At 62.1% G+C, this 25,641-nt stretch carries 25 protein-coding genes; 13 read left to right on the plus strand and 12 right to left on the minus strand.

Annotated features, from left to right (window positions below; translation table 11 throughout):
• Window positions 1-176: 176 nt before the first annotated feature.
• Window positions 177-1,712: an acyl-CoA synthetase gene (locus tag VIZ63_RS08405; protein WP_331609108.1), complete on the minus strand. Its 1,536-nt coding sequence runs from the start codon at window positions 1,710-1,712 to the stop codon at window positions 177-179.
• Between the two features lie 163 nt (window positions 1,713-1,875).
• Here VIZ63_RS08405 and VIZ63_RS08410 point away from each other — a divergent pair, with 163 nt between their 5' ends.
• The 4 genes from VIZ63_RS08410 (at window position 1,876) to VIZ63_RS08425 (ending at window position 6,204) form a co-directional block, all read left to right on the plus strand.
• Entirely contained in the window at window positions 1,876-2,661 is a 786-nt protein-coding gene (locus tag VIZ63_RS08410) for an SDR family NAD(P)-dependent oxidoreductase (protein ID WP_331609110.1), read from the plus strand.
• 155 nt (window positions 2,662-2,816) lie between these two features.
• The gene (locus tag VIZ63_RS08415) at window positions 2,817-3,974 is read left to right on the plus strand and encodes an acyl-CoA dehydrogenase family protein (RefSeq protein WP_331609111.1); all 1,158 of its coding nucleotides are present in this window, start codon (window positions 2,817-2,819) and stop codon (window positions 3,972-3,974) included.
• Between the two features lie 237 nt (window positions 3,975-4,211).
• Complete coding sequence (locus tag VIZ63_RS08420) at window positions 4,212-4,670, plus strand: PH domain-containing protein (RefSeq protein ID WP_331609112.1); 459 nt, start codon at window positions 4,212-4,214, stop codon at window positions 4,668-4,670.
• Complete coding sequence (locus tag VIZ63_RS08425) at window positions 4,660-6,204, plus strand: PH domain-containing protein (protein WP_331609113.1); 1,545 nt, start codon at window positions 4,660-4,662, stop codon at window positions 6,202-6,204. Before VIZ63_RS08420 ends, VIZ63_RS08425 begins: the two co-directional genes overlap by 11 nt.
• Before the next feature lie 303 nt (window positions 6,205-6,507).
• Here the strand turns inward: VIZ63_RS08425 and VIZ63_RS08430 are convergent, their stop codons facing one another.
• Window positions 6,508-7,362: a peptidylprolyl isomerase gene (locus VIZ63_RS08430; protein WP_349261156.1), complete on the minus strand. Its 855-nt coding sequence runs from the start codon at window positions 7,360-7,362 to the stop codon at window positions 6,508-6,510.
• A gap of 309 nt (window positions 7,363-7,671) precedes the next feature.
• Between VIZ63_RS08430 and VIZ63_RS08435 the strand changes: the two genes are divergently transcribed.
• The 5 genes from VIZ63_RS08435 (at window position 7,672) to VIZ63_RS08455 (ending at window position 14,265) form a co-directional block, all read left to right on the plus strand.
• Complete coding sequence (locus tag VIZ63_RS08435) at window positions 7,672-8,397, plus strand: class I SAM-dependent methyltransferase (RefSeq protein WP_331609115.1); 726 nt, start codon at window positions 7,672-7,674, stop codon at window positions 8,395-8,397.
• Between the two features lie 282 nt (window positions 8,398-8,679).
• Window positions 8,680-9,300: a LysE family translocator gene (locus VIZ63_RS08440; RefSeq protein ID WP_331609116.1), complete on the plus strand. Its 621-nt coding sequence runs from the start codon at window positions 8,680-8,682 to the stop codon at window positions 9,298-9,300.
• A 99-nt stretch (window positions 9,301-9,399) separates the two neighbouring features.
• Window positions 9,400-9,798 carry a GFA family protein gene (locus VIZ63_RS08445; protein WP_331609117.1) on the plus strand — a complete coding sequence of 133 codons (399 nt, stop codon included), beginning with the start codon at window positions 9,400-9,402 and terminating at the stop codon, window positions 9,796-9,798.
• A gap of 232 nt (window positions 9,799-10,030) precedes the next feature.
• On the plus strand, window positions 10,031-11,113 hold the full coding sequence (locus VIZ63_RS08450; protein ID WP_331609118.1) for an efflux RND transporter periplasmic adaptor subunit: 1,083 nt from the start codon (window positions 10,031-10,033) through the stop codon (window positions 11,111-11,113).
• Window positions 11,110-14,265, plus strand: a complete 3,156-nt coding sequence (locus VIZ63_RS08455) for an efflux RND transporter permease subunit (RefSeq protein WP_331609119.1) — start codon at window positions 11,110-11,112, stop codon at window positions 14,263-14,265. Before VIZ63_RS08450 ends, VIZ63_RS08455 begins: the two co-directional genes overlap by 4 nt.
• Before the next feature lie 266 nt (window positions 14,266-14,531).
• Here VIZ63_RS08455 and VIZ63_RS08460 read toward each other — a convergent pair whose 3' ends face one another.
• Both VIZ63_RS08460 and VIZ63_RS08465 read right to left on the minus strand, forming a co-directional pair.
• Entirely contained in the window at window positions 14,532-15,503 is a 972-nt protein-coding gene (locus VIZ63_RS08460; RefSeq protein ID WP_331609120.1) for an AraC family transcriptional regulator, read from the minus strand.
• A complete protein-coding gene (locus VIZ63_RS08465; RefSeq protein ID WP_331609121.1) occupies window positions 15,503-16,033 on the minus strand; it encodes an OsmC family protein in 531 nt (176 codons plus the stop codon). Before VIZ63_RS08465 ends, VIZ63_RS08460 begins: the two co-directional genes overlap by 1 nt.
• 295 nt (window positions 16,034-16,328) lie before the next feature.
• Between VIZ63_RS08465 and VIZ63_RS08470 the strand changes: the two genes are divergently transcribed.
• The 3 genes from VIZ63_RS08470 to VIZ63_RS08480 all read left to right on the plus strand — a co-directional run bounded on the left by VIZ63_RS08470 (window position 16,329) and on the right by VIZ63_RS08480 (window position 19,352).
• Window positions 16,329-17,576 carry a vanadium-dependent haloperoxidase gene (locus VIZ63_RS08470; RefSeq protein ID WP_331609123.1) on the plus strand — a complete coding sequence of 416 codons (1,248 nt, stop codon included), beginning with the start codon at window positions 16,329-16,331 and terminating at the stop codon, window positions 17,574-17,576.
• Between the two features lie 123 nt (window positions 17,577-17,699).
• Window positions 17,700-18,527 (plus strand): class I SAM-dependent methyltransferase, encoded by an 828-nt coding sequence (locus tag VIZ63_RS08475; protein ID WP_331609124.1) that lies wholly within the window; start codon window positions 17,700-17,702, stop codon window positions 18,525-18,527.
• Complete coding sequence (locus VIZ63_RS08480) at window positions 18,528-19,352, plus strand: class I SAM-dependent methyltransferase (RefSeq protein ID WP_331609125.1); 825 nt, start codon at window positions 18,528-18,530, stop codon at window positions 19,350-19,352.
• 92 nt (window positions 19,353-19,444) lie between these two features.
• On the opposite strand, the gene VIZ63_RS08485 is transcribed toward VIZ63_RS08480, so the two are convergent.
• The 8 genes from VIZ63_RS08485 to VIZ63_RS08520 form a co-directional block, all read right to left on the minus strand.
• Window positions 19,445-19,717 (minus strand): DUF4242 domain-containing protein, encoded by a 273-nt coding sequence (locus VIZ63_RS08485; RefSeq protein ID WP_331609126.1) that lies wholly within the window; start codon window positions 19,715-19,717, stop codon window positions 19,445-19,447.
• Window positions 19,718-19,862: 145 nt separating this feature from the next.
• Entirely contained in the window at window positions 19,863-20,216 is a 354-nt protein-coding gene (locus VIZ63_RS08490; RefSeq protein ID WP_331609127.1) for a UrcA family protein, read from the minus strand.
• Between the two features lie 304 nt (window positions 20,217-20,520).
• Window positions 20,521-22,254 carry a gamma-glutamyltransferase gene (ggt, locus tag VIZ63_RS08495; protein ID WP_331609128.1) on the minus strand — a complete coding sequence of 578 codons (1,734 nt, stop codon included), beginning with the start codon at window positions 22,252-22,254 and terminating at the stop codon, window positions 20,521-20,523.
• Window positions 22,255-22,695: 441 nt separating this feature from the next.
• The gene (locus VIZ63_RS08500) at window positions 22,696-22,962 is read right to left on the minus strand and encodes a DksA/TraR family C4-type zinc finger protein (protein WP_331609129.1); all 267 of its coding nucleotides are present in this window, start codon (window positions 22,960-22,962) and stop codon (window positions 22,696-22,698) included.
• A gap of 99 nt (window positions 22,963-23,061) precedes the next feature.
• Window positions 23,062-23,511, minus strand: a complete 450-nt coding sequence (locus tag VIZ63_RS08505) for a VOC family protein (protein ID WP_331609130.1) — start codon at window positions 23,509-23,511, stop codon at window positions 23,062-23,064.
• Between the two features lie 84 nt (window positions 23,512-23,595).
• Window positions 23,596-24,429: a helix-turn-helix transcriptional regulator gene (locus tag VIZ63_RS08510; protein ID WP_331609131.1), complete on the minus strand. Its 834-nt coding sequence runs from the start codon at window positions 24,427-24,429 to the stop codon at window positions 23,596-23,598.
• A gap of 16 nt (window positions 24,430-24,445) precedes the next feature.
• Complete coding sequence (locus tag VIZ63_RS08515; protein ID WP_331609132.1) at window positions 24,446-24,862, minus strand: VOC family protein; 417 nt, start codon at window positions 24,860-24,862, stop codon at window positions 24,446-24,448.
• A 29-nt stretch (window positions 24,863-24,891) separates the two neighbouring features.
• The gene (locus VIZ63_RS08520; RefSeq protein ID WP_331609133.1) at window positions 24,892-25,275 is read right to left on the minus strand and encodes a VOC family protein; all 384 of its coding nucleotides are present in this window, start codon (window positions 25,273-25,275) and stop codon (window positions 24,892-24,894) included.
• On the opposite strand from VIZ63_RS08520, the gene VIZ63_RS08525 reads away from it, so the two are divergent.
• The gene (locus VIZ63_RS08525; protein WP_331609134.1) at window positions 25,263-25,616 is read left to right on the plus strand and encodes a hypothetical protein; all 354 of its coding nucleotides are present in this window, start codon (window positions 25,263-25,265) and stop codon (window positions 25,614-25,616) included. The genes VIZ63_RS08520 and VIZ63_RS08525 overlap by 13 nt on opposite strands.
• Window positions 25,617-25,641: the final 25 nt, after the last annotated feature.

Below are 25,641 nucleotides of genomic sequence, written 5' to 3' on the forward strand. Positions count from 1 at the left end.
TGCTTATCTACGGCGGGGCTCATCAATTCCGTTCATGCTGAGCCTACCGAAGCGCATCCTGACAATTGTGCGCTCGGGACGGTCTGAGTGGCTCTTTGTGGGTCCGACTTCCCCGTGGGGACAGGCAGACCCAGAGAGGAATTTTCAGGGCGAACGGAGAATAAATCCGAGATTCCCTAAACGATCCGGCTTTCGCGACCCCAGCAGGCATCGCGCAGCAGGCGCTTGTACAGCTTGCCGTTTGGATGACGCGGCAGTTCGCGAGTGAACTCGATCAAGCGGGGCGCTTTCACATGACTCAGCCGGGCCCGGACGAACGCCAGCAGTTCCTGCACCAGAGCGGCATCCGCAGAGGCGAAGTCGACCGGCTGCACGATCGCGACGACTTTCTCGCCCATCTCCGGGTCGGGCGCACCGATGACGGCCACATCCATGACGGCGGGATGCGTGATCAGCACATTCTCGATTTCCTGCGGATAGATGTTCACGCCACCGGAGATGATCATGAACGCCTTGCGGTCCGTCAGGAACAGGTAGCCATCTTCATCGACGTAGCCGACGTCGCCGAGCGTGGTCCATCCGTGGCGATTGCGGCACTCATGGGTCTTCTGTGCGTCGTTGTGATACTCGAACGACGGCGTGCCGCCGAAATACACGGTGCCCGCAGTAAGAGGTGGAACGGGCTCGCCCTCGTCATCGCAGATCCTCAGATCGCCGTAGACCGCACGGCCGACCGATCCTTTCTTCTTCATCCATTCCGACGACGAGATGGCGGTCATGCCATTGCCTTCCGTGCCCGCGTAGTACTCGAACAGGATCGGACCCCACCACGCGATCATCTGCTCCTTCACTTCCACGGCACAGGGCGCCGCTGCGTGCAGCACCGTACGCAACGACGATACGTCGTAACGCGCCCGGACTGCGGCCGGCAGTCGCAGAAGTCGGACGAAATGAGTGGGCACCCACTGCGCGCAGTTCACGCGATGTTTCTCGATAGCAGCGAGGGCCGCTTCGGGATCGAATGACTCCATGACGATGACCGTGCCGCCGAGCTGATGAATCGCCATGCACCAGCGCAGAGGGGCAGCGTGATACAGCGGCGCCGGTGACAGGTACACGGCACTTTCGTCGAGACCGTACAGCTTGCGGACGAGCTGAGTCAGTACGCGGGGCGCATCCACTGAATCGGCAGGCAGTGTCGGTTTGATGCCCTTGGGCCGTCCGGTCGTACCAGAGGAGTACAGCATGTCGGTGCCTGGGCTTTCGTCGCAGACCGGCATTACTGGCAGGGTTGCGCAGGCACTCTTCCACGAACGCCAGGATGCGATCGATGCACCCACCATCAGCAGCGGCAGATCGGCAAGCGTCGCTGTCAGCGCTGCAGCCAGCGGCTGCAAGGCCGCGGACACGATGACGGCCCTGGCGCCGCAGTCGCGAACGATGTACTCGACCTCGGACGCCGTGAGCTTGGTGGAGATGCACGTGAGGTACAGCCCCGTGCGTTGCGCCGCCCATGCGATCTCGAAATAGCGTGGATGATTTTCCGCACAGAGCGCGACGACATCACCGCGTCGCAGGCCCAGCGATCGCAGCAGGTGCGCTCCCTGGTTCGACCGTTCATTCAGCTGCCGGTAGGTAATGACTTCACCGCTGCCTGCCATGATGCAGGCGGCCTTGTCAGGGTGGCTGCGCGAATGAACGCTCGGATGCATGCGGCGATGCTCGTATTCTTGTGCTGTCGGTCGGCGGACGCCGGGATCTGCACAACAGACTCTGCCCTCGGTCCCGATGACAGGTCAATCATCCGTTCCGACGATTGATTAAGGCAGCGTCGTCGTGTCTAGTGGCCTTTCCGTCCCGTAGACAGAGAACAACATGCTCCTCAGTAACTCCATCGCCGCCGTCATCACCGGCGGAGCTTCCGGACTCGGTGCAGCGACCGCACGTGCACTCGCAGCACACGGCGTCAAAGTCGCGATCTTCGATATGAATGCCGACAAAGGCACGGCCCTGGCACAGGAACTCGGCGGCATCTTCTGCAAGGTCGATGTCACATCGGACGCCGACGTCGACACCGGCTTCGCTCAGGCCCGCGCCGCCATCGGTCAGGAACGCATCCTGGTCAACTGCGCCGGCACCGGCAATGCCTTCAAGACCGTGAGCCGCGACAAGCAGACCGGGGAGATCAAGCACTTCCCGCTCCATGCCTTCGACAAGATCATCCAGATCAATCTCATCGGCACGTTCCGCTGCATCGCGAAGTCCGCCGCAGGAATGGTCACGCTACAGCCGCTCGACCCGCAGGGCGAACGCGGCGTCATCATCAACACGGCCTCCGTAGCGGCCGAAGACGGCCAGATGGGACAGGCGGCCTACTCCGCATCGAAGGCCGGCGTCGTGGGCATGACGCTGCCGATCGCACGTGATCTCATGAGCGAAGGCATTCGCGTCAACACGATCCTGCCAGGTATCTTCGACACGCCGTTGATGCAGGGAGCGCCGGAAAACGTGAAAACCGCACTCGCCGCCTCCGTCCCCTTCCCCAAGCGCCTCGGCCTGCCGGAAGAATATGCGTCGCTTGCCGTAGAGATGTGCCGCAACAGCTACTTCAACGGCGAAGACGTGCGACTGGATGGGGCGATCAGGATGGCGCCGAGATAAACATCAAGAGAGTTGATAGTGGAAAGTTGAGAGTTGATAGTTCGAGAGAAGAAACGCCGCCGCTCGTCGCTATCCACTTTCAACTCTCCACTTCTCTCCAGTGAGGAAGCCTTTCTCGCTCCAAAACTGTCAACTATCCACTATCAATTATCCTTATGCGTCTCTTCGAATCCGAACACGAACAGTTCCGCGATTCCGCGCGGCGATTCTTTCAAGCGGAAATCGGACCCCACGGCGAGCGCTGGCGCGAGCAGGGCTGCGTCGATCGCGAGGCCTTTCGCAAAGCCGGCGAGCAGGGGTACCTGCTGATGTGGGCGGATCCGCAGTACGGCGGCGCCGGAGTACAGGACTTTCGCTACGAGCAGATCCTCATCGAGGAGAACAATCGCTACGGTGAGGGCGGCTTCTTCATGACGCTGCATTCGCGACTGGTGGCGCCGTACATCGGCGCACTCGGCACGGAGGAGCAGAAATCACGGTTCCTGCCGAAGTGCGTCAGTGGCGAGACGATCCTGGGCATCGCGATGACGGAGCCGGGCGCGGGCAGTGACCTGGCAGGCATCAAGACACGCGCTGAGGACAAGGGCGATCACTGGCTGCTGAACGGCTCGAAGACCTATATCTCCAACGGTCAGATCGGCGATGTTTTCATCGTCGTGGCGCGCACCGATCCGCAGAAACGCCACGGACTTGGCCTGTTCATCGTCGAGCGCGGCATGGAGGGATTCCGGCGCGGCCGCAACCTGAAGAAGATGGGATTGAAGGCGCAAGATACGTCCGAGCTGTTCTTTCACGACGTCAAGGTCCCGAAGAACAATGTGCTCGGAGAACCCGGCAAGGGCTTCCATTCGCTGACGCATTTCCTGGCCGAGGAACGCCTGATCACCGCCGCTGGCGCCATTTCGGTGGCACAGAATGCATTCGACGTCACGCTGCAGTTCGTCACGGAGCGCAAAGCCTTCGGCCAGCCGATCGGCACCTTCCAGAATTCGCGTTTCAAGCTCGCGCAGATGCGCGCAGAGATCGACGCCCTGCAGGTCTACGTCGACCATTGCGTGATGGAACACAATGCCGGCCGCCTCGATCCCGTCACCGCCGCCAAGGTGAAGCTGCTCACCACTGAACTGGAAGGTCGCGTCGTCGACGAATGCGTGCAGCTGCACGGCGGCGCCGGCTACATGGACGAATACCCGATCTGCCGCATGTACACCGGCGCGCGCATCAGCCGCATCCTGGCCGGCAGCAATGAAATCATGCGCGAGATCATCGGGCGGTCGCTGGAGCTGGACGATAGAAAGTTGACCAAGGCGTAGCCGCCACACCGTGACTGCGGCCTTCTACTGTGGGTCCGGCTTTAGCGGGACATTCTGCGCCTCGCAGTCCGGCCGAAGCCGGACCCACATCCGGATCTCTCCATCACTACTGACTCAGGTCCGCTCCGCGTCAGCCATTGCGGTCCTGCCCAGCCTGCACTTCTGGATTTCTAGAACGCCTCTGCCGAACAGCCCTTTCATCTAGAATGCCAGCGCGCTTCTCTGAACTGGACCCGAATGCAAACCGAGAACACCGATCCCGCAATCATCAGCGTCTGGCGCTGGCAATGTGTCATTGCCCTCCTCGTTGTGCTGTTCGGCGTCACGGTCATGCTGCTGCCGCGCAGTGGCAGCCTGTGGGCCAGCGCCGTCATCGTCGTGGCTCTCACGGGACTGTTGCTCACATGGCTCTGGCCGCCCATCTACTATCGCCACCTGCGCTACGGCGTCGACGCGACCGGCATCGTGATCGAGCGCGGCGTGCTGTGGCGCTCACACATTGCGCTGCCGCGCGCGCGCATTCAGCACACCGACGTTTCGCAGGGTCCGCTGCAACGTCGCTATGGCGTCGGCACGCTCAAGCTGTACACGGCCGGCAGCCGGTACACGATGATCGAGCTGCCGGGCCTGGCGCATTCCGACGCCATCGCCTTGCGCGACGCATTGCTGGCCGAGAGCAGCGCAAGTGGCGTCTGACGGCGACTTCAAGCCGGAACTGCGACTGCACCCGCTGTCCTGGCTGTTCGCGCTGACGACCTTCATCCGTCAGTTCATCGTGCCCGTGATTGCGTTCATCATTTTCGGTGCGCGCAACGACGCTGAAATCTGGGGCGCACTCATCATCGTGCCGTTGCTCATCGGCGCGCTATGGCAGCAATGGCTCTACCGGTACGGTTTCGGCCCGCGCGGCCTGGTGATCAACGAAGGGCTGTTCTTTCGCAACGTGCGCCAGATCGAGTACCCGCGCATCGAGAACATCGACGTCAAGCGCGGCCTGCTGCATCGGTTGCTCGGCGTTGCGGAGGTCAGTATCGCCACTTCCACCGGCGGCAAGGCCGAAGCCACGATTCGCGTGCTCAGTCTCGAAGCCACGCAGCAGCTGCGCGATCATGTGTTCACACGCTCGCAGCCTGCCGAGTCGCGCGAGACCGTCGATGCAGAGGACGAGGTGCTCCTGAATCTGCCGCCTGCAGAACTGATTCGTTTCGGTCTCATCGACAACCGCGGCATGATCGTCGTCGCGGCGCTGTTCGGCTTCCTCTACCAGGCCGGCGCCTTTGAACTGTCGCGCCAGGCAGCGGAAGCCTGGTTCGGCGATTCACGGCTGAACCATCTCGCGGCGCTGGGCATTGCAATGCAGGCGGGGCTGGCGCTTGCGGGCGTGATCACGTTCATCCTGGCCCTGCGACTGCTGTCCGTCGGCTTCGCGCTCGTCACGCTGTTCGACTTCACACTGACCCGGCACGGGCAGGATCTGCGCGTGCGTCACGGCCTGTTGACGCGCCTGGCGCTGACGCTGCGCATCCGCCGCATTCAGTCGGTCCATCAGACCGAGTCGCTGCTGCATCGCCTGTTCGGGCGAGTGTCGTTACGCGTCGATCTGGCCGGCGACAGTGGTTCGTCCGACGATGGGAAACAGAAATCGCAGGTTCGCACGCGCTGGCTCGCGCCCATCTGCACGCCGGTGCAGGCATCCGCTCTGCTGGCCATCGCATTGCCCGATGTCGATCCGACGACGCAGCCGGACTGGCAACCACTGGCGGCCGGCGCACGGATGCGGCTGTTCCGTCATAGCCTGTATTTCGCGCTCATCGTCACCGGCGCGGCGGCGGCTGCGCTGCACCTGCTGCCCGAAGCGCCGTTCAGGCCGGATGCGCGCTGGATTGCAATATTCCTGCTCGGCATGGCCCTGATTGGCTGGTGGCGCGCGCACGTCTATGTGAAGCACACGCGCTGGGCGTTGACACCCGACGCCATTCTGTTTCGTTACGGCTGGTTGACCCGGCGACTGATCGTCACGCCGCGCAATCGCCTGCAGTCCGTGAAACTCACGGCGTCGCCATTCGATCGACGTCACCGCATGGCCAATGTGTCGATCGACACCGCAGGCGGCGGAATGAACAGCAGCATCTACGTCCGCTTCCTGCCGCGTGACATCGCACAGGCTCTCGCGGTGCGCCTGTATCACTCGCATATCGACGTTGCGCGGAGACGAGCAACTGCTGGGTGAAGACCATTTTTTGGGTCTGACTGCAGTCGAACATCCCCGAGCCTCAGATGTCCGACTGTGACCGTAGAAAATCCCACGGGAAAGTCGGACTCACAAAGCTCCAAGTTCGAACTTGCAGGCTCAAGGAACCTCTGATTTATTCTCCGTTCGCCCTGAGCCCAGTCGAAGGGTGAACGCTGCACTGTTGAAACTGGTGCATTATTTTCGGGACGTGCTTCGATAAACTCAGCACGAACGGAATTAATCAGACCTTCCTTAAGTCGGCGCCATCGGGCTCAAGCCGGAGCCTGAGAAACACATAAATCAGGGCGCGATGCGCACCGGCAACGGCACATTGCAGACGTCGATCCGCCCGGCAGGAACCTTGTACCAGTCGTCGCGACGATTGCGGCGCGACTCGATCAGATCGGTGAACGTTGCCGTGTCCGTACGCAGGACTTCGATCTTCAGTCGCTGATCGACCGGCAGATCGGCGGCGAGCCGGATATGCGCAATCGGAGTGTATTGCTCGGGCTTCTCGTACATACCCATGGGCGCCGGTCCTCGCGGCAATGCCGAGAGCAACTCCATTCCCTGCACTACGCGTCCAAGCACCGTGATATTGCGATCGAGTTGTCGCGGTGCGTGGCCAGTCACGACATAGAGCTCGGTCCCGCCGCCGCTATCCGCAGCGTTGTCGCGTCCGACGCCAACCACGCCGTAGCAATGCACTGCCCACGCCGTCCCGGTCGCTGCATCTCGCGCAGCGGGAAAGCCATCGACGAATCCGGTCTGCGGTGCGTATGTGTCCGGGTCTGGAAGTGCAGTGAATGACAGACCCTGTGCAGGCCGAGTGAACTCACCTGGCAGCGTCTTCTTCGCTGCACCCAACGGTCGCGCGCCGGTCGGATCGCTCCACTGCACCACGAAGTTATCCTGCGATCGCGTGATCGCGAGCCCATCGAAGTACCCGTCGTGCACCAACGTTCGCACGTTCTCCACATGCCGTGGCGCGAACTGCGGCGCCAGTTCGATCACCACCCGTCCGGCCGGAATGTCCATGTACAGCGTGTTGGCCGGATCGAGCGGACGCCAATCCGCCGGCTTCGAGGCGGCGAGCACCTCCGGCATCGTGCGTCCTGCAGCGTTCGCAGACGCAGCGAGCATCGCGACCGTCATCACGATGGCGACGAAACCGAAACTCTGAACTGGAGCTCGAAACCAATCGGGATTGCTGTGCATGAGTGTCGACCGTTACATCGGGTGATCCCGATATTCCACGCAGTCGCGTTGCAACTCAACCTCGACGTGATCGACGATCGGTAGTTGACTGGGCCGCGGACGCGCTCGACCTTGCATGGTCGGCTTCGCCGCGGTTGCTCCCGGTGTTGGCAGCGGCATCGGGTAGGATCCGCTCCTGTGGATTGCGCGCCAACAAGCGGTTGCCGCGCGTGAAACGCTGTCAGGCGCAACAACCGAGAGCACGATATGAATCAAGACGAGATAAAGACAATATTCGATCAACAGGCCGCCAACTACGATGCGCAGTGGGCCAAGACGGCACCGATCAAGAATTGCCTGCACTTCCTGCTTGATTCATTGTTCATCGAGCTTCCTTCTGACGCACGAATTCTCTGTGTCGGAGTGGGAACGGGAGTGGAGTTGGCTCATCTTGCCCAAAGGAACTCTGCGTGGCGGTTTACTGCGGTAGAGCCTTCCGGGCCCATGCTCGATGTCTGCCGGCAACGGGCAGAGAAGGAAGGGTTCGCATCTCGCTGCCGCTTCCACGAAGGTTATCTCGATTCACTCCCTGACACCGGGCCGCATGACGCAGCCACGTGTTTTTTGGTATCTCAATTCATTCTTGATCGGGCAGCACGCTCTGAGTTCTTTCGGGAAATATCAAGCAGGCTCAGACCGGGTGGAATTCTTGCAAGTTCTGATCTGGCTTCGGATGTGGAGTCACCCGAATATGCGGTGTTGCTTCGAGCCTGGATGAACATGATGTCGGGGGCAGATATTTCGCCTGAAGGCATAGAGCGCCTGCGCAAAGCCTATGCCAATGATGTTGGGGTTCTTCCGCCGGATACGATCGTGTCCATTATTCAGTCAGGAGGTTTCGAACGTCCTGTGCAGTTTTTCCAGGCCGGGCTGATTCACGCATGGCTGTCCAAGCGTGCGCCGGGCAATGCTTCCCAGGGAAGGTCTGATTAATCCCAGATCCGTCATTCCCGTGACCAACGGGAGTCCCCCGGGGAGACGCTGCCTGCGCGGTAGTGACGAATCAATCGGAGGTTCCCTGGCCATTCATTCAAGCCGTGCTGTGCAACCGACTCACGAAGTGCGACTGTCGTGGAACTCTATAGCCGAACCGAGAACCGCCTTGAGGAATCGGGCCTCATATGAGGCGTGCAGAAATGCAGGAGCATAGACTGCACGCGACGTTGAGGACGAACGCGTGTGAGCGCCGGCGTTGGAAGTCGTCATAGGCCGCCGATGAATGAGTTCTTTTTCTCCGCTTTGTCGTTCGGTTTGGCTTCGGGAATCAAGCCGGGACCGCTTGGCGTCATTGTCATTCAGCAGACACTGTCGAGAGGCCTGCCGGCCGGTGTTCGAGCCAGTCTGGCTCCACTGATCACCGACGGCCCCATCATCATCGCCGCGCTCTGGCTTCTCTCGAAATTCAAGAGTATCGATCTGCTTGCTGCTGCAATGAGCCTGGTTGGCGGAATGTATCTGCTCTGGCTGGCGGCGAAGATGTTTCGTGTCCGTGAAATTTCCTTGTCGGAAAAGCTGCGGTCACAAGGCTCGCTCGCCACGGCCGTCAAGGTGAACCTCCTGAACCCCGGCCCCTACCTCTTCTGGTTCACCGTGGGGGGAAGCTACATCATTCGCGGCACGGCTTTCGAGAGTGCAGTCTTTGTAATAACGGCCATCGGAACGCTGATAGCCTCGAAGGTCGCTGTCGCCGTCCTGGCTTCGAGGTTTCTTCCGACCCTTGAGAGCCCTGGCTACCTGCTTACCATGAAGTTCCTGGCTGTCGTGATGCTTGGCTTTGGCCTGCTTTCTATCGTCAAGGCTGCTGAACTTGGCTTTCCAGGTGCATATGATTTCTAACCGCACAGGGAGCAACGTTACCCACGGCCTCATACCAGTTGCCATGAGATCAGCGTTGATCGCATTACTGAATCCAGAACTCCCCATGAGTCGCAGCCAATGATCCGCGGCGGCTGTCTTTGCCACGGCGTGCGTTACGAATACTCCGGCTCGATCGCAGAGATCTCGCTGTGTCACTGCTCGATGTGCCGGAAGGCGCAGGGCTCCGCGTACGCGGCCGTCAGCCCCATCGATGCGCCCAGGTTCAAAATCATCCAGGGACAGGAACTGCTGAAGGAATTCCGGGCGGTACCTTACAAGGCCCGGGTGTTCTGCTCGAACTGCGGCAGCCCGATCTACAGCGCCCGGGATGACCTGCCGGATGTGGTGCGACTGCGTCTGGGTACTGTGGATACGCGCTTTCGCTGCAACAACGTCTACCACATCTTCGTGGACTCCAAGGCGGACTGGGAAATCATTGCCGATGACCTGCCGCAGTATCCGGATTCGCCGACGTAATCCGTGCCCGCGTCGGCAATGGGCTTCGCTGCTCTGCGGAGGCGTGCCTTCAGAAACACGGTGCGGACATGCTCCCCCCAGGCGGGCTGCACGGTTGCTCAGTCACCGGTCGGAACGGCAACCGCAAAAACAGGGCAAATCCCGCATGGCTTATGCACGCCGCGCCAAACTTCGATGCCGCAATGGCCCGGGTGTAGGGCAAAATGAGCCGCTCGCCCGCTGAGAGTCCGCAATGCCCTCACAGGATTGTTACCGTTTCAAGCGTGCTGCCTGGTCGGGCACGATCGCCGTCGTGCTGCTGATCACTGCCTGCGGCAGGCAAGACACGCCAGGGACAACCGGTCCATCGACTCAGCCTGCGGGTACGCCCGTCGTGACAGCGCCCGTGACTTCCCGGTCACTCGGCACCGAAATCGAGGCCGTCGGCACCGCGCGAGCCAACGAGTCTGTCGACGTGACGTCCAAGAGCTCCAACATCGTCACTGCCATTCACTTCAAAGACGGTGATTTCGTACGCCGCGGCGCGGTACTGGTCGAACTGGATAGTGCAGAAGCCCGCGCGACGCTCGCCGAGGCTCAGGCTGCGCTCGCCGACAGCGAAAGCCAGTTCAATCGCAGCCGCGAACTGTATGCGCAGAAGGCTTTGTCGGTCTCGCAACTGGAACAGATCGAAGCGACGCTCAAAGGCAACCGTGCGCGGGTCAATGCGGCCGATGCGCGGCTGGCCGACACGGTCATCCGCGCCGGCTTCGATGGTCGTACTGGCTTTCGTCGCGTGAGCGTTGGCAGTCTCATCAGTCCCGGCACCGTCATCACCACTCTCGATGATGCGTCAGTCATCAAGCTCGATTTCACGGTGCCGGAAACGTATTTCTACCTGCTGAAGACGGGGTTGCCGGTGACTGCGAAATCGGCCGGACTGCCCAATCGCAGCTTCGAAGGCAAGGTCACCAACATCGACTCGCGCATCGATCCGGTCACGCGGTCGCTGACCGTCCGGGCGGAAATCCCCAATCGTGACGGGCTGCTGCGGCCCGGCATGTTCATGACGGTCGCATTGCAGGGCAATGTGACGCCGACCCTGCTGGTACCCGAAGCGGCGATCATTCCCGAGCAGGGACGCATGTACGTGCTCGTCGTGGATGGCAATGTGGCGCACCGCCGCGAAGTGATGATCGGCCGGCGCCGCCCGGGCGAAGTGGAAATCGTGAACGGACTCCAGGAGGGAGAACGGGTCGTCGTCGAGGGCACCCAGAACCTGCGTGACGGTGACGCCGTGCGCGAGGATGCGCCCGGAACGGCAGTCAGCTCATGAAGCTCTCCGAGACATCGGTTCGCCGCCCGGTCCTGGCGATCGTGATCAGCCTGCTGCTGATCATATTCGGACTGGTGTCGCTGGACCGCCTGCCCGTGCGCGAATACCCCGACGTGGATCGGCCAGTCGTGTCGGTCACGACCCGCTACAGCGGTGCGTCGGCGCAGGTCATCGAAACCAAGATCACACAGGTCGTCGAAGACTCCATCGCCGGCATCGAAGGCATCCTCAAGATCGAATCGGACAGCGAAGACGAGCGCTCGCAGGTACGCATCGAATTCGACATCAACCGCGACATGGATGCCGCCGCCAATGACGTGCGCGATCGCGTGGCTCGCGTGCTCGGCAGCCTGCCGGAGGAATCGGACCCGCCCGAAGTGATCAAGGCCGACGCCAGCGCCGAGGCGATCATGTTCCTCAATTTCAGCATGCCGTCGATGTCGATGCTGGAAGTCACCGACTATGCCGAGCGCAACCTGGTCGACCGCTTCTCGACCGTGCCCGGCGTGGCGCGCGTCAGCATCGGCGGCGGGCGTCGCTACGCGATGCGTATCTGGGTCGATCGCCAGGCATTGGCGGCACGGCAGATGACGGTCACGGATATCGAAGATGCCCTGCGCCGCGAAAACATCGAACTGCCGGCCGGTCGGCTGGAATCGCAGACCCGCGAGTTCTCGCTGCGCACGCTGGTCGGACTCGATACAGAAGAAGACTTCCGCAACCTCGTGATCATGCGTGGCGAGGATGGCCATCTGATCCGCCTCGGCGAGGTCGCCACCGTGCAGCTCGGCGCGGAGAACGAACGCAGCGACATGCGCCTCAACGGCAAGGCGGGCGTCGGCATTGGCATCGAGGCGCAATCCAAGGGCAATACGCTGGACATCGTCCGTGGCGTACGCGCCGAAGTGGCGCGCGTGCGCGAGACGCTGCCCGCCGGCGCCATCCTTGCCGTCAGCATGGACAACGGCATCGCCATCGAAGCTGCGCTGCACGAGGTCGTCATCGCGATCGTGTTCGCCCTCATCTCCGTGCTCGCGGTGATCTATGCCTTCCTCGGAAATCTGCGCGCTACGCTGATTCCAGCGCTCACGATCCCGGTATCGATCGTCGCGTCCTTCCTCGTGATGTATGCGCTCGGCTACTCCATCAACGTGTTGACGCTGCTGGGCCTGGTGCTTGCGATCGGTCTGGTCGTCGACGATGCGATCGTCGTTCTCGAGAACGTGCATCGCCGCACCGAAGACGGCGAAGCGCCGCTCGTAGCCGCCGTGCGCGGCAGCCATGAGATTGGCTTCGCGGTGATCGCCACCACCCTGACGCTGGCGGCGGTGTTTGTGCCGATCTCCTTCCTCCCGGGCGATCTCGGACGGCTGTTCCGCGAGTTCGGTTTCACGCTGGCGGCCTCGGTGCTGTTCTCGGCGCTGGTAGCGCTGACGCTGACGCCGATGCTTGCCTCGAAGCTGCCGGCGGATGCGCTGCAGCGCGGACGGGTCGCACATGCCATCGACCGATTCTTCAAGCGACTGTCGCGCCTATACGATCGCTACCTGCGTGCATTGATTGCCAGACCCTGGCTGGTGGTCGCCGGCATCGCAACGCTGTCGGTGTTCGGCGCACTGACGTTCCGCTCCATTCCGGCGGAGTTTGCACCAGTCCCCGACGTGGGCCGCGCCTTCATCACCATCGAAGGTCCCGAAGGCGCGAGCTTTCAATACATGGACGAGTACGCGCGTCGCCTCGAAGCCATCGTCTTCAAGGAAATGGAACAGTACGGCGACATCGAGCGACTGATGATGCGCGTACCGAATGCGCAAGGCGGCAGTTCGTCCACGGGCGACGTCAACTCGGCGCGCGCCATCGTCATTCTCAAGAACTGGAACGAGCGGAAGCGCTCGGCGAGCGAGGTCACACAATCCCTGCTGGCGGAGGCAAAGAAACTGCCAGGCGTTCGCGCGTCGGCCGGACAGCCCGGCAGCCTCGGTCGCCGCGGGTTCGGCCAGCCGGTCGAAGCCGTCATCGGCGGTCCCGATTACGAAACGCTGTCGGCATGGCAGGCAAAGATTCTGCCGCTGGCACAAGCCAATCCCGGCCTGGAAAACGTCGACACCAGCTACAAGGAACGCAAGCCGCAGATCCGCGTCTCGGTGGATCGTGACCGCGCCGCCGAACTGGGCGTGTCGCTGCAGACGGTCGGTCGCACACTGGAAACTGTGCTGGGCTCGCGGGTCGTCACCCGCTACATCGATCGCGGCCGCGAGTACGACGTCATGCTCCAGGCCAGTGAAGATGCGCGCCAGACGATGACCGATCTCACCAACATCCGCGTGCGCTCGACCCGCACGGGCGAACTCATTCCGCTGTCGAACGTCGTGAAGCTGGAAGAAGTCTCCGGCGCCGTCAGGCTCGGGCGCTTCAATCGCCTGCGCGCGGTGGAGATCCGCGCCAGTCTCGCGCCGGGCTACGAGATGGGCGACGCCGTGAAATGGTTCCAGGACACGGTCGCGAAGGAATTGCCGCCGGAAGCCACGCTCATGTGGGACGGCGAAAGCGGCGAGTTCACGCGCAGCGGCCAGCAGCTGTTCTTCACGTTCTTCTTCGCGCTCGCCATCGTCTACCTGGTACTCGCCGCACAGTTCGAGAGCTTCGTGCATCCCACGATCATCATGATCACGGTGCCGCTGGCGCTGATCGGCGCGGTCTTCGGCCTCAAGCTCTACGGCATGACGATCAACATCTTCAGCCAGATCGCAGTGATCCTGCTGATCGGCATCGCCGCCAAGAACGGCGTGCTGATCGTCGAGTTCACCAATCAATTACGCGACCGTGGCGTCGAGTTCACCGAAGCCGTCGTGCAAGCCGCCGTCACGCGCTTGCGACCCGTGCTGATGACCAGCCTGTGTACCGCCTTCGGCGCCGTGCCTTTTCTGCTCGCCACCGGCGCCGGCGCGGAACAACGTCGTCCGATCGGCATCGTGGTGTTCTACGGAACGCTGGTTTCGGTGTTCCTCACCTTGCTCGCGGTGCCGGCGATCTATTCGATCTTTGCGCGCAAGACGCAGTCACCGCAGCATGTGAGCCGGATGGTGGATCGGATGCTGGGCGGCGCTACGGCTCCAGAGCCGGACGCCGAACACCGATCATCGACACCGTGAAGCCCGCTTTTACCGGGCTGTTCGACTAACGTCGAACCCACAGACGGAAGCGACCCTGTAGGCAATCGGACTCTGGACTCGGATTGTGGGTTCGACTTTTAAGGAAGGCCTGATTAATTCCACATCCGTCATTCCCGCGGAGGCGGAATCTATCTGAATCAACCGCATGGACTCGCGCCTGCGCGGGAGTGACGGACTAATCAGAGCCTTTAGTCGAACTTCCTCACGGCCCGGCATGATGAAGTGCCACCTGAACTCGTCCAATGTCACATCACCTGCTCGCGCCGCGATTGCGTCCGTCGCCACGTCGCCGGCGGCGCGCCGAACTCGCGACGGAATGCGCGAATGAACGCGGTGTCGGTCTGATAGCCCACGCCTTCGGCGATGTTCATCAGCGACGAGTTGCTGTTGCGGAGCAGGTTGGCCGCCAACAACATGCGCCATTGAGTCAGGTACTGCATCGGTGAGCTGCCGACCAGTTGCTGAAAGCGCTCGGCGAGGACCGAGCGTGACGCACCGACCGCACGCGCCAGTTCTTCCACTGTCCACGCATTCGCCGGCCGCTTGTGCAACTGCGCGAGCGCAGCACCGACGAGACGGTCATTGACGCCGGCGAGCCAGCCGGTCCGGCCATCGTCGCGCTCGCTCATGTAGAGGCGCAGTACCTCGATGAACAGAACCTCAGCCAGCTTCGAGAGCACTCCCGCACCGCCTGGACGCGGCGAACGCGCTTCCGCGAGCGCATAGCGAACCGACGCCTCCAACCAGGTTCCTGCATTCGAACCACGCACATTGACGTGCAGCATCGACGGCAAACCGGCGAGCAGCAACTTCGCCAGGCGTGCTTCACAGGCCAGGTAGCCGCAGACCATCCGTGTCGTCGCTCCGCCACCGCCTGAATTCAGTTGCCGTGGGCGGCGCTGCAGCAGCACTTCCAGACTGATCGGCTTCGCCGGCGGCAGGTGCGGCTGCGACGACATGCGATGCGCATCGCCTTGCGGAAAGACCACGACGTCGCCCGCGGTCACATGCACGGGCTGTTGCCCGGCCATCTCGATGAAGCACTCGCCTTCCGTGATCAGGTGAAAGATGACCACGCGTTCGGCACCCGGCTCGAGTACCGGCGCGGCAATGTCGGCATGCGGCGAGTCGTAGCACCAGGGCGCGGTGAACTTGCCATTGATGAAGATGGCACCGACGAGGCGCACTACCCGCAGTGTTTCGGAAAGCGCATCCATCAAGTCGCTCCTTCGTCGATGTGCAACCGTATCTGTGTCGTCTCGAGCAAAGCGACGGACACGGGCGAACAGGTCAACGCCTCCTCGACCAGAGCTCGCAGTTGTTCTGGCAACGAGTTGCTGGCCGCGATCCGCACCCGCAGCTGCATGTCGAGTGGCGCTGGCGAAATCCGCTCGTTGCCAGCCTGCGTCATGCCGAACAAGCCACGCGCATCCGAACGGCTGCTGGCCTGTACGTCCAGCCCCGTCAACTCCACCCCGTGTCTTGCCGCCAGCATTGCAATGCAAGTTGCCGCGCAGGCCGACAGGCCTGCACGCATCAGCCAGCCGGGACTGACGGCATTGTCGCGACCGCCGAACTCGAGGGGCATATCGGTCTGGATCTGCGCGCCATCGGGATGCGTGGTCGTGACGCTCAACCCGCCATTCCAGTGTGCGACGGCAGGCGCGTCTGCGTGCATGCCAGCGCTCGGGCGGCGCTCCAGCACCGAGATCACTCTGTTCAGCGCAGTTGCAACACGCTGTTCCACACGAACTCCATTGCGTCCATTCGTACTGCCCGGAATTGTGAGCGCATCGCCGCATTGGGGCCAGCGGGACGAGCCAGGAACGCGGTTGCAGGATGCCCGGGCAGGAATTCCGGAGCCTCGGACAGTCCGCCGATGTCGGCTTTGCATGCACGGACGCTGGGTCAGGCAAACCCGACGGGCGGGCAGGATTGCCAACCCCGGATGCTGGAGAGTCCGCCTCCACCGGAAGGCAATAGAACGGCCGCCCTCAGAGCCGCGGGTCTTCCGCTTATCCACCGCAAGCAGGAGTGACCGAATGACTACCTTAGGACGATTGACCGGGATGATCGCGACGCTGTCGCTAGGCGCCTGGAGCGCTGCGCATGCAGACGTCGTGACAGAGTGGAACGCAGTAACCATGAATTGTGTGCAGGGACCCGTAACCCCCGCCAATCGCACCGGGCCGACAGGCTTGCTCGATATCGCGATCGTTCAGGCCGCTGTACACGATGCCGTGCAGGCGATCGACGGCAGGTACGAGCCCTATCATTTCGAGGCGCCGGCGTTGCGTGGCAGCGGCTCGCGCGCAGCGGCCGCTGCGTCTGCAGCCTACGGCGTGCTGCGCGGACTCTATGGCGCGGACGATCCTTGCCTCGTCAACGTGGTCGATCCTGCGAGCACCTATGCGGGTGATGGCGGCCTGCTTGCCGGCGCACAGGCCGCAGCCGCTCTTCTGCCCCTGTATCGACCGGCGTTCATCTTGCCGACCGACCCTTTCGTCGGCGGAACCGATCCGGGCGAATGGCGCCCGACCCCCGGTGTGACCCAGGGCGCCGCAACATTCATGGCGGAGACTGCACCCTTTGCGATGAAGCGGCCTTCGCAGTTCCGACCTGCGCCCCCACCGAAATTGCGCAGCTCGCGGTACTTGCGTGACTACCAGGAAGTCAAAGCGATCGGCTCGCTCGACAACACCCGTCGCACAGCGAAGCAGACAGACGTCTCGCGGTTCTGGTCCGTGAACTTCTTCAATCAGTGGTTCGAGGCCGTACGCAACATTGCCGATCAACGCGTTGCGGATCTGGGCGAGAAAGCCCGCCTGTTCGCACTCGTGAGCTTCGCCGCGGCGGACTCGCAGATCAGCATCTACGAGACCAAGTATCTCTATAACTACTGGCGCCCCATCACGGCGATCCAGGAAGGTGATCGCGACGGCAACCCGTGGACGCGTGGCGATGCCTCCTGGACACCGTTCATCACCACCCCGCCGTACCCGGACTACAGCTCGGGTGCGAACTGCCTGACCGCCTCGATCGTGACGGTGCTGCAACGCTTCTTCCGCACCGACAAGCTCGCGTTCTCGGTTCGCACCACAGCGGCAGGCGTGAAAGTGAATCCACGCACCTACAAGCGCTTCTCCGATGTCATGGACGAAATGGTCGAGGTGCGCATCTGGCAGGGGATTCACTTCCGCACCGCTGAAGTCGTCGGTCGGCGGCAGGGCGCGAAGATCGGACACTGGACGTTCGACAACTACCTCGGCCCGGTGCGTCGCCGCAAGTGATGCAGCTGGCGGCTGGCCGGAATCCTGGGAGCCCAGGTGCGAGGGATGCCCCTCTCTGGCCAGTTAGCCAGTTAGCCAGTTAGCCATCCAACTCCGTTCCAATCCCATATCAAGGAGCACCCCATGAACGCATCCGTCGATTTCAAACCCATCGATTTCAATGCCATCAAGCAACGCCAGATGACGGCCTGGGCCAGCGGCGACTATGCAGTGGTCGGCACCACACTCCAGATCGTCGGCGAGCAACTGGCGGAAGCCTGCGACCTGCGTTGGGACGAACTCGTCCTCGACGTCGCGGCCGGCAACGGCAATGCCACCCTGGCCGCGGCGCGACGCGGCTGCCGCGTCACATCCACCGACTACGTATCGAGCCTGCTTGACCGAGGCGCGCAGCGTGCTGCCGCCGAAGGACTCGAGGTCGACTTTCAGGCGGCAGACGCGGAGGAACTGCCCTTCATCGACGGCTCATTCGATGTCGTGCTCTCCACCTTCGGCGTGATGTTCGCGCCCCACCAGGAACGCGCCGCCCATGAACTCATCCGCGTGTGTCGTCCTGGCGGCCGTATCGGACTCGCCAACTGGACACCCGACGGTTTCATCGGCCAGATGTTCAGGGTCCTGGGACGGCATGTCGCGCCACCGGCCGGCGTAGTGTCGCCGTCGCTGTGGGGCACGGAAGCCCGGCTGCGGGAACTGTTCGGCGAGAACGCGTCGAGCATTCGCACCACCACCCGGACATTCAACTTCCGCTATCGCTCGGTCGCTCATTTCATCGAAGTCTTCAGCACCTGGTACGGACCCGTGCACAAGGCGTTCGCGGCACTCGGCGCACAGCAGGCGCAAGCGCTCGAGCGGGATCTTGCAGCACTGCTGAACGATCTGAATCACGGCGGCCCGTCGTCCCTGGTGGTGCCGAGCGAGTACCTCGAAATCGTGATCACCCGTCGTTGAATGGACGCGAAACTGCAGCGGCGCATTCAGCGCTACGGCTGGGATCTCGCGGTGCGCGACTACGAGGCGCTGTGGCAGGCCCAGTTGTCTGACGCCCACACAGCGCTGTTGCAGATGGCGGCATTTGCACCGGGTGACCGCGTACTGGATGTTGCCTGCGGCACCGGCTTGATCACCTTCGAAGCCGCGCGCGCCGTCGGGCCGCGCGGCGAGGTCGTCGGCATCGATTTATCAGGGGCTATGGTGCACGCAGCCCAGCAGCGAGCCGAAGAGCAGGAACTGAGCAATGTCGCCTTCGCACAGATGGATGCCGAAGCGCTCCACTTTCCAAAGGGACGTTTCGATACTGCGCTGTGCGCGCTCGGCCTCATGTACGTGCCCGATCCGCTGCAATCCTTGCGCGAAATGCGCCGCGTCCTGCGCCCCGGGGGACGGATCGTCCTCGCCGTGTGGGGCCGGCGCGCTCACTGCGGGTGGGCTTCCGTCTTTCCGATCGTTGCCGACGAAGTGTCCAGCGACGTGTGTCCGCTGTTCTTCGATCTCGGAAATGCAGATGCACTGACGCGCCTGTGTGCCGACGCATCATTCCAGATTCGCGAGGAACGACGCATCGCAACCGAGCTTCGCTATCCGGATGCCGAGCATGCGTGCAATGCGATGTTCATCGGTGGACCAGTGGCGCTTGCGTGGTCGCGCTTCGATGAGCCAACGCGCCAACGTGTCCGTGCTGCGTACGCCCGATCGATCGAGGGCGCGCGGAGCGGGTGCGGCTATGCGATTCCCGCAGAATTCGTCGTGGTATCGGCAGAGGTGACGGACGAATAGACGCGCTCGACGCAGATCAGACTTCTCGTCATTCCCGCGCGGGCGGTGACCGGCCTGCGAGGGGATGACAACCTGATCAGCGCTTGCCCGCCCTATTCCGCGGTCGTCGGATCGATGATCGCCGCAACCGCGGCAACGCTGGTCGCTGGAAATCCGCCCTGCTGCGCGTGTTCGCGAATCATTTCCGCATTGGGCGCAATGTAGACGCAGTAGATCTTGTCGTCGGTGACATAGCTCTGCTGCCATTGTATCTGCGGGCCCAGCTTCTCCAGTACGCGGCGCGACTTGATGGAAATGGCCTTGAGGTCGGACGCCGAAAGTTTCGCGGCGCCGGGGATTTCGCGTTCGATGATGTAGCGTGGCATGTTCATCTCCGTTGTTGACCTGTCCGCAACGAACTGCAAGGGACGGTGGACATTGGCCGAAAGCAGCCAGACAGGCAATAGCAAGGTATCGTGGGGCTTCCGTGCGCGGAGGGCGCAACGTCGCTGCCCTCCGCGCTCGGGCGGCTTATCCGAATCGCCGCAACGACTTGCCGTTGTGCATCGCGGTCAGGATACCGTTGTCGACCTTCTGCACCGCCGCGGCGACCGCCTCCTCGGTGCACTGCCTGTGCTGGCTTATGACCGTCAGCGGCACCAATCCGTCGGGCGCACCGCAGACTGCTCTTGCTGCTGCGCGGATACGACCATACAGCTGCTTTGCGCCGACGTCGGTCGACAGGTTCAAGTCGCCGTAATGCACGGTCACCTGGCGGGGAGCGGCAGGGGCGGCAGCCGCAACACCGGTCAGTGCGCAGCAAGACACAGCAGACAACAAAGCTCCTTGCAGCACTCGTTTGAATGGGATCGATCGTTCGTTCATGGGGAAAGTCCTCCGGTACATGGGTTGCCTGCAGAAGATTTGCAGGTTCGTCACCGCAGTTCTGTAGACGGAAGGACGTTCATTGGATGCACAAAAGTGAGGAGCTGCTCCTCACTCCTGTGGGATCGAGACACCGAACGCAAAGACAGCGCAAAGCAAACCAACGAGCGTGACCAACGGAAATCCCGCGGGGCAAAGGAAGACAGAAAAATCTTCTGTCGCGGAATGAAGAGCCCCGGACTCTTCGCCCGCCGCTCCTGTGTGCCCGTTTGTGTAGCCGTTCTATTCGATCGATCCCGGCGTACTAGTAGCCGACCGCCTTGCCCGATTCGTTGCGGCCATCGCTCGCACCCAGCCGCAGGCCGGTCTCGAGATCGATCTGGATGCATTCGCCGTCGCCGCCCAGGCCGAACGACACGGCATGACCGCGCTGCTCGAGCAGACGGATCGTGTCCGGCGAGAAGCGATTGCGTTCCATGATGATGCGGTCGGGCGCCCACTGATGATGGAAGCGCGGCGCGTTTACGGCCTGCTGGATATCCAGACCGAAGTCCGCAACACCAATCAGGATGTTGGCCACCGTAGTAATGATCGTCGGGCCGCCTGGCGACCCGAGCACCAGCCAGAGCTTGCCGTCCTTGAGGATGATGGTCGGCGTCATCGCGGAGAGCGGACGCTTGTTCGGGCCGATGGCATTTTCTTCACTCTGCAGCAGGCCGAACATATTCGGCGCACCGGGCTTCGACGAGAAATCGTCCATCTCGTTATTGAGCAGGAAGCCGAGTGAGCCGGCTGTGACCTTCGATCCGTAACTGCCGTTCAGCGTCGTCGTTACTGCCACCGCATTGCCTTCCGCGTCGACCACCGAGTAGTGCGTCGTCTGCATGGATTCCTTCGCGGGCACTTTCACCGGCTTGTCGGACGCGTACTGTTCGAGCTTCTTCGACACCTTCGGTCGCTCCAGGCGCGATGATGCCGTAGCGCGTTGCAGGTCGATCGACTTGCGCCACTCGACTGCGTAGGACTTGTCGGCCAGTTCCAGCACGGGCAACTCGCTGAACTCCGGATCGCCCAGATACTGAGCACGATCGTAGAAAGCACGGCGATACGCTTCCGAAATCAGATGGATGGATTCGGCCGAACCGAAGCCCGCCTTCGCAATGTCGAAGCCTTCGAGGATGTTCAGTGTTTCGATCAACGCGATACCGCCCGATGACGGTGGCGGCGCGCTGATGACCTCGAGCCCCCGATAAGTGCCGCGCACGGGCGTGCGCTCTTTCACATCGTAGTTGGCGAGATCGGCCGTCGTGATGAGGCCGCCGCCCTGCTGCACGAACTCGGCCAGTTCGCGCGCCATCTTGCCGGTGTAGAAATCGTCCGGCGCCGCAACGATGCGCTCGAGCGTACGCGCCAGCTCGGGCTGCCTGAAGATGTCGCCCTGCCGCCAGCCCTTGCCATTGTTCTGGAAAATGCGCTTCGAATCGGCGAATTGCGCGAAGCCCTTGTCGTTGGTCATCTGCCGCGCAACGGACCAATCCAGTTCGTAGCCCTCGCGCGCGAGCCGGATTGCCGGAGCCATGACCTGCTTCAGGCTCAGCTTGCCGTAGCGCTGCTGTGCGTGCACCAGTCCCTTCACCGATCCCGGCACGCCTGAGGCGAGATAGCCCACGCGGCTCAACTGCGGGACGACATTCCCGTCCTTGTCCTGGTACATCGTCGCCGTCGCCTTGCCCGGCGCCTTCTCGCGAAAGTCGATGAACTTCGTCTGGCCATCGTTCATGCGCACGAGCATGAAGCCGCCGCCGCCGATGTTGCCGGCCGCCGGATGCACCACCGCCAGTGCGAACCCGGTCGCGACCGCGGCATCGATGGCGTTGCCGCCAGCCTTCATCATTTCCACACCCGCCTCCGAGGCGAGCTCATGAACGCTGGCCACCATGCCGCGCTCGGCACGTTCGGGCTGCATGCCGGCAGCGATGCAGACCGCATTCGCAGCCAGAAGGACGATCAGGAAGGCGAATTGAAACCGGGGCTTCATGAAATACCTGCAGGAGTAAGGCGGGCCGCGGGACTATAACCGAGCGGCCGAGTTCGCCACATTGGCGCCCAAAACACCAGCAGCGATTGGTGGCGATTCCCCGCAGGGAAAGCACTGTTCCTGGAGCCTCTGCGCGATCTGGCTAGCGCCAGCAGCGCGATCGACTGCGCGAATCGAGGCTCGATACTGGTGTGGTGACACGGGCACGAACCAGTGGCCTGTACCGGTTGATTCCGATATCGGCACCGTTTCGGAGAGAGGCAGAGAGGTTTTTGCTGTGGGTCCGGCCTTAGCCGGACATCACCCGATTCTCAGATGTCCGACTGTGACCAACGGGAAGCCCACGGGGAAGTCGGACCCACATCGGGAATTCAGTGCTACACCCATCAGGCATGGCACGGCAGGGTCTCAGGCCGATTCAGGAACCCAGAGCCGACCCCATCAACGCAGCTGACTGTCCTTGCTGCCGCGACGGTTGTAGCCCGTGAACTTCGCGGCTTCCTGGTCCTCTGCTTCCTGGCACGCGACGCACAGACGCACGCCGGGGATCGCCTTCTGGCGCGCTTCGGGAATCGGCGCGTCGCATTCCGCGCAGTTCGTGAGGCTGGGACCGGTGGGCAGCTGCGATTGCGCACGCTTGATCCCGTCCTTCACGGTCGCATCGATCTGATCCTGCACCGCGCCATCGCCTGCCCAACCCGTGGCCATCCCGATCTCCACTCTGAGGAAGACTCAAATAATGGCGTCCGCACCGACGTTTGCAAGTCGGAAAGGTGTCCACGGCGAATGAGGTCCGCTCGAAAAGTGTCAACCGTTCATCAACGCCGTGTAGCGCCGCTGCATTTCTTCGTACGACACCTCCTCGATCTGGTGCCCGATCAGCCATTCGTGACCGAAGGGATCGCGCACGCTGCCGGAACGCTCCCCATAGAACGCATCCGTCGCTGGCCGCGTAACCACAGCACCCGCAGCGACGGCACGCGCGATCCATGCATCGGCATTGTCGACATGCAGATGGATCGAGAACGTCGTCCCGCGCAAGGTCTCCGGACCGACGATGTCCATCTCCGGGTATTCATCGGACAGCATCAGGGTCGTCGTGCCGATGCGGATTTCGCAGTGCCCGACACGGCCACTCGGTTCGACGAGCCGGAACAGCTCGCTGGCGCCGAATGCAGTCTTGTAGAACTCGATGGCCTCGGCGGCGCGCTTCACGCGCAGATAGGGATACACCTCATGCACTGCGTACTGGGTCATGATCGTTGCCTCGGTTGGAATCGTGCGACGAGTCTGCCGACCCGGATCGCGAACGTATTGTAGAAATGCGCAATCCGTGGCGCGTCAGCGCTTCACTGGTGCATCGGACTCGATCGACTCATGCAGCGAATTTCGGCCAGGCATGGGCGTGTAGTTGCCCGGTGATGTCCCGGCGAGTTCGCGAAAATCGTGATTGAGATGCGCCTGGTCGTAGTAACCGGCCTGTAGAGCGATGCCGGCGAGGTCCGCCCGACCGCTGGCCAGATCGCGGACGACGCGAGACAGCCGCTGCACGCGCGCATAGCGCTTTGGCGTCATTCCAACGCCGTCGCTGAACAGCGTTGCAAAGCGACGCTCACTGTAACCGGTCTGTCGCCGGATCGGCTCGATACGCGCCGTCATCGGCCCGGCATCGAAACGGCGCAATGCGAAGCTGATCGCTGGATGCACCAGCGTTGTCTGTCGCAACGATCGCAGCAACTCCTGCTCCAGGATTGCGAACATCGCGCGTGGCGCGGCAGCTTCGATGAGTTGTTCACGCAGGCATGCAGCTCGCTCACCCCACAGATCTTCCAACGGCACGTGCCGATCACACAACTCGCTCAGCGGCACACCGAGCAGACTGCCGCCGCCCGGCAGAAAGTGGACGCCAACGACATGCACATGCCTGCGCGCATCGAGAACGAAGTAGCGAGATTGCGGGCCGTGCACCACGGCGCCGCGTGCCATCAGACCGAGCTTGTCCTCGGCGCTGGTGAATGTCCGGATGCGATCTTCGTGCAGATTGAAGGTGAGATCCGCACGTCCGCCAGGCAAGGCTCGCTCGCGCCGGCGCTGCGGCGCATAACCGCGGCTGTACCAGAAGCAGTCGATGAACGTATCCAGCGGCGACGCCGGGCGATAGCGCAGCAATTGCATGGCGGAAGATTACTCCTCATTCCGTCCATTGCGGATTCCAGACGACCTCCCACAAATGCCCATCGGGATCCTGAAAATAGCCAGAGTAGCCGCCCCAGAACGTGTCATGCGCAGGCTTGACGATGACGGCACCTGCCAAAGTCGCCTTTGCCATCACGTCATCGACCTCTGCTTTCGAGGACACGTTGTGACCCAACGTCATCTCGGTGGCACTGGCGAGACCCACGGCGAAGCCAGTGTCATGTGCGATGCTCCTGCGGGGCCAGAGAGCCAGACGCAACCCAGGCTGAAGCTGGATGAATACGACGGCGCCGTGCTCGAACTCCTTGCCGATGATGCCTTCCGTGGGGAAACCCAGACCATCGCGGTAGAAACGTAACGAGGCATCAAGATCATCGACGCCGAGAGTGAGAACAGTGACCTTTGGCTTCATTCGATAGTGTTTCCGGAAACGATGCACGCTCAGGCGAGCGCACTGACCATGACGTAGTAGCCGTCGGGATCGCGAAGAGCGAACTCCCGGGTACCAGTCGCGGGATTCACGTGGGGTTGCTCCTCCAGCTGACTTACAAGCACTCTCGCACGTGACAGCGCCTCGTCGAAATCATCCACGCGAAAGAACAGCAACAAGCCATTGCCAGGTTCCGCTCGAGCGGGACTCTCCAGCGATGGATGCTCGTGGGTTCCCCACTCATGAAGACAGAGCAGAACCGTCCCGTCCGTGTCGAGGATTTGACCGAAATAGTCGTGAGCAGGCGCCGATTCCTGCTGACCGAACAGCGATTGATACCAATGGAAGCTGCGAGTGACATCGGCGACAGCAATGATTGTCCATGTTCGCTTCATCGGGTTCTCCTGCCCTGGCTCGTCGGCTGCAGATTGTGCGCCGCCTTTTTTGCGGCAATCGCAATCGGGATGCCGAAGAGCAGCATATGCGACAAGAGATCGAGAACCGTGCCCAGAGGCTCGAAACTGATGGGATGCGGGAACGCCGAGAGAGGCAGAACGACAAGCCGCATGAAAAGAAACACGGCGATCCCGAACAACGCACCGGCCATCAGAGCATGGCGCGGACGTGTCAGATTTTCTGTGTTCGAGGCGGTTTGCATTTAGTTCGCGGGTCTGACGAAGCGATCTCCGTACAGCACAGCGAACTGGTTCATCGCCAACTTCCATTCTCGCGCTGATCGTATCTTGCCATCGTTGATGTTG

The organism is Povalibacter sp., from assembly GCF_036520495.1.
In the GTDB taxonomy this organism is placed as follows: domain Bacteria; phylum Pseudomonadota; class Gammaproteobacteria; order Steroidobacterales; family Steroidobacteraceae; genus Steroidobacter.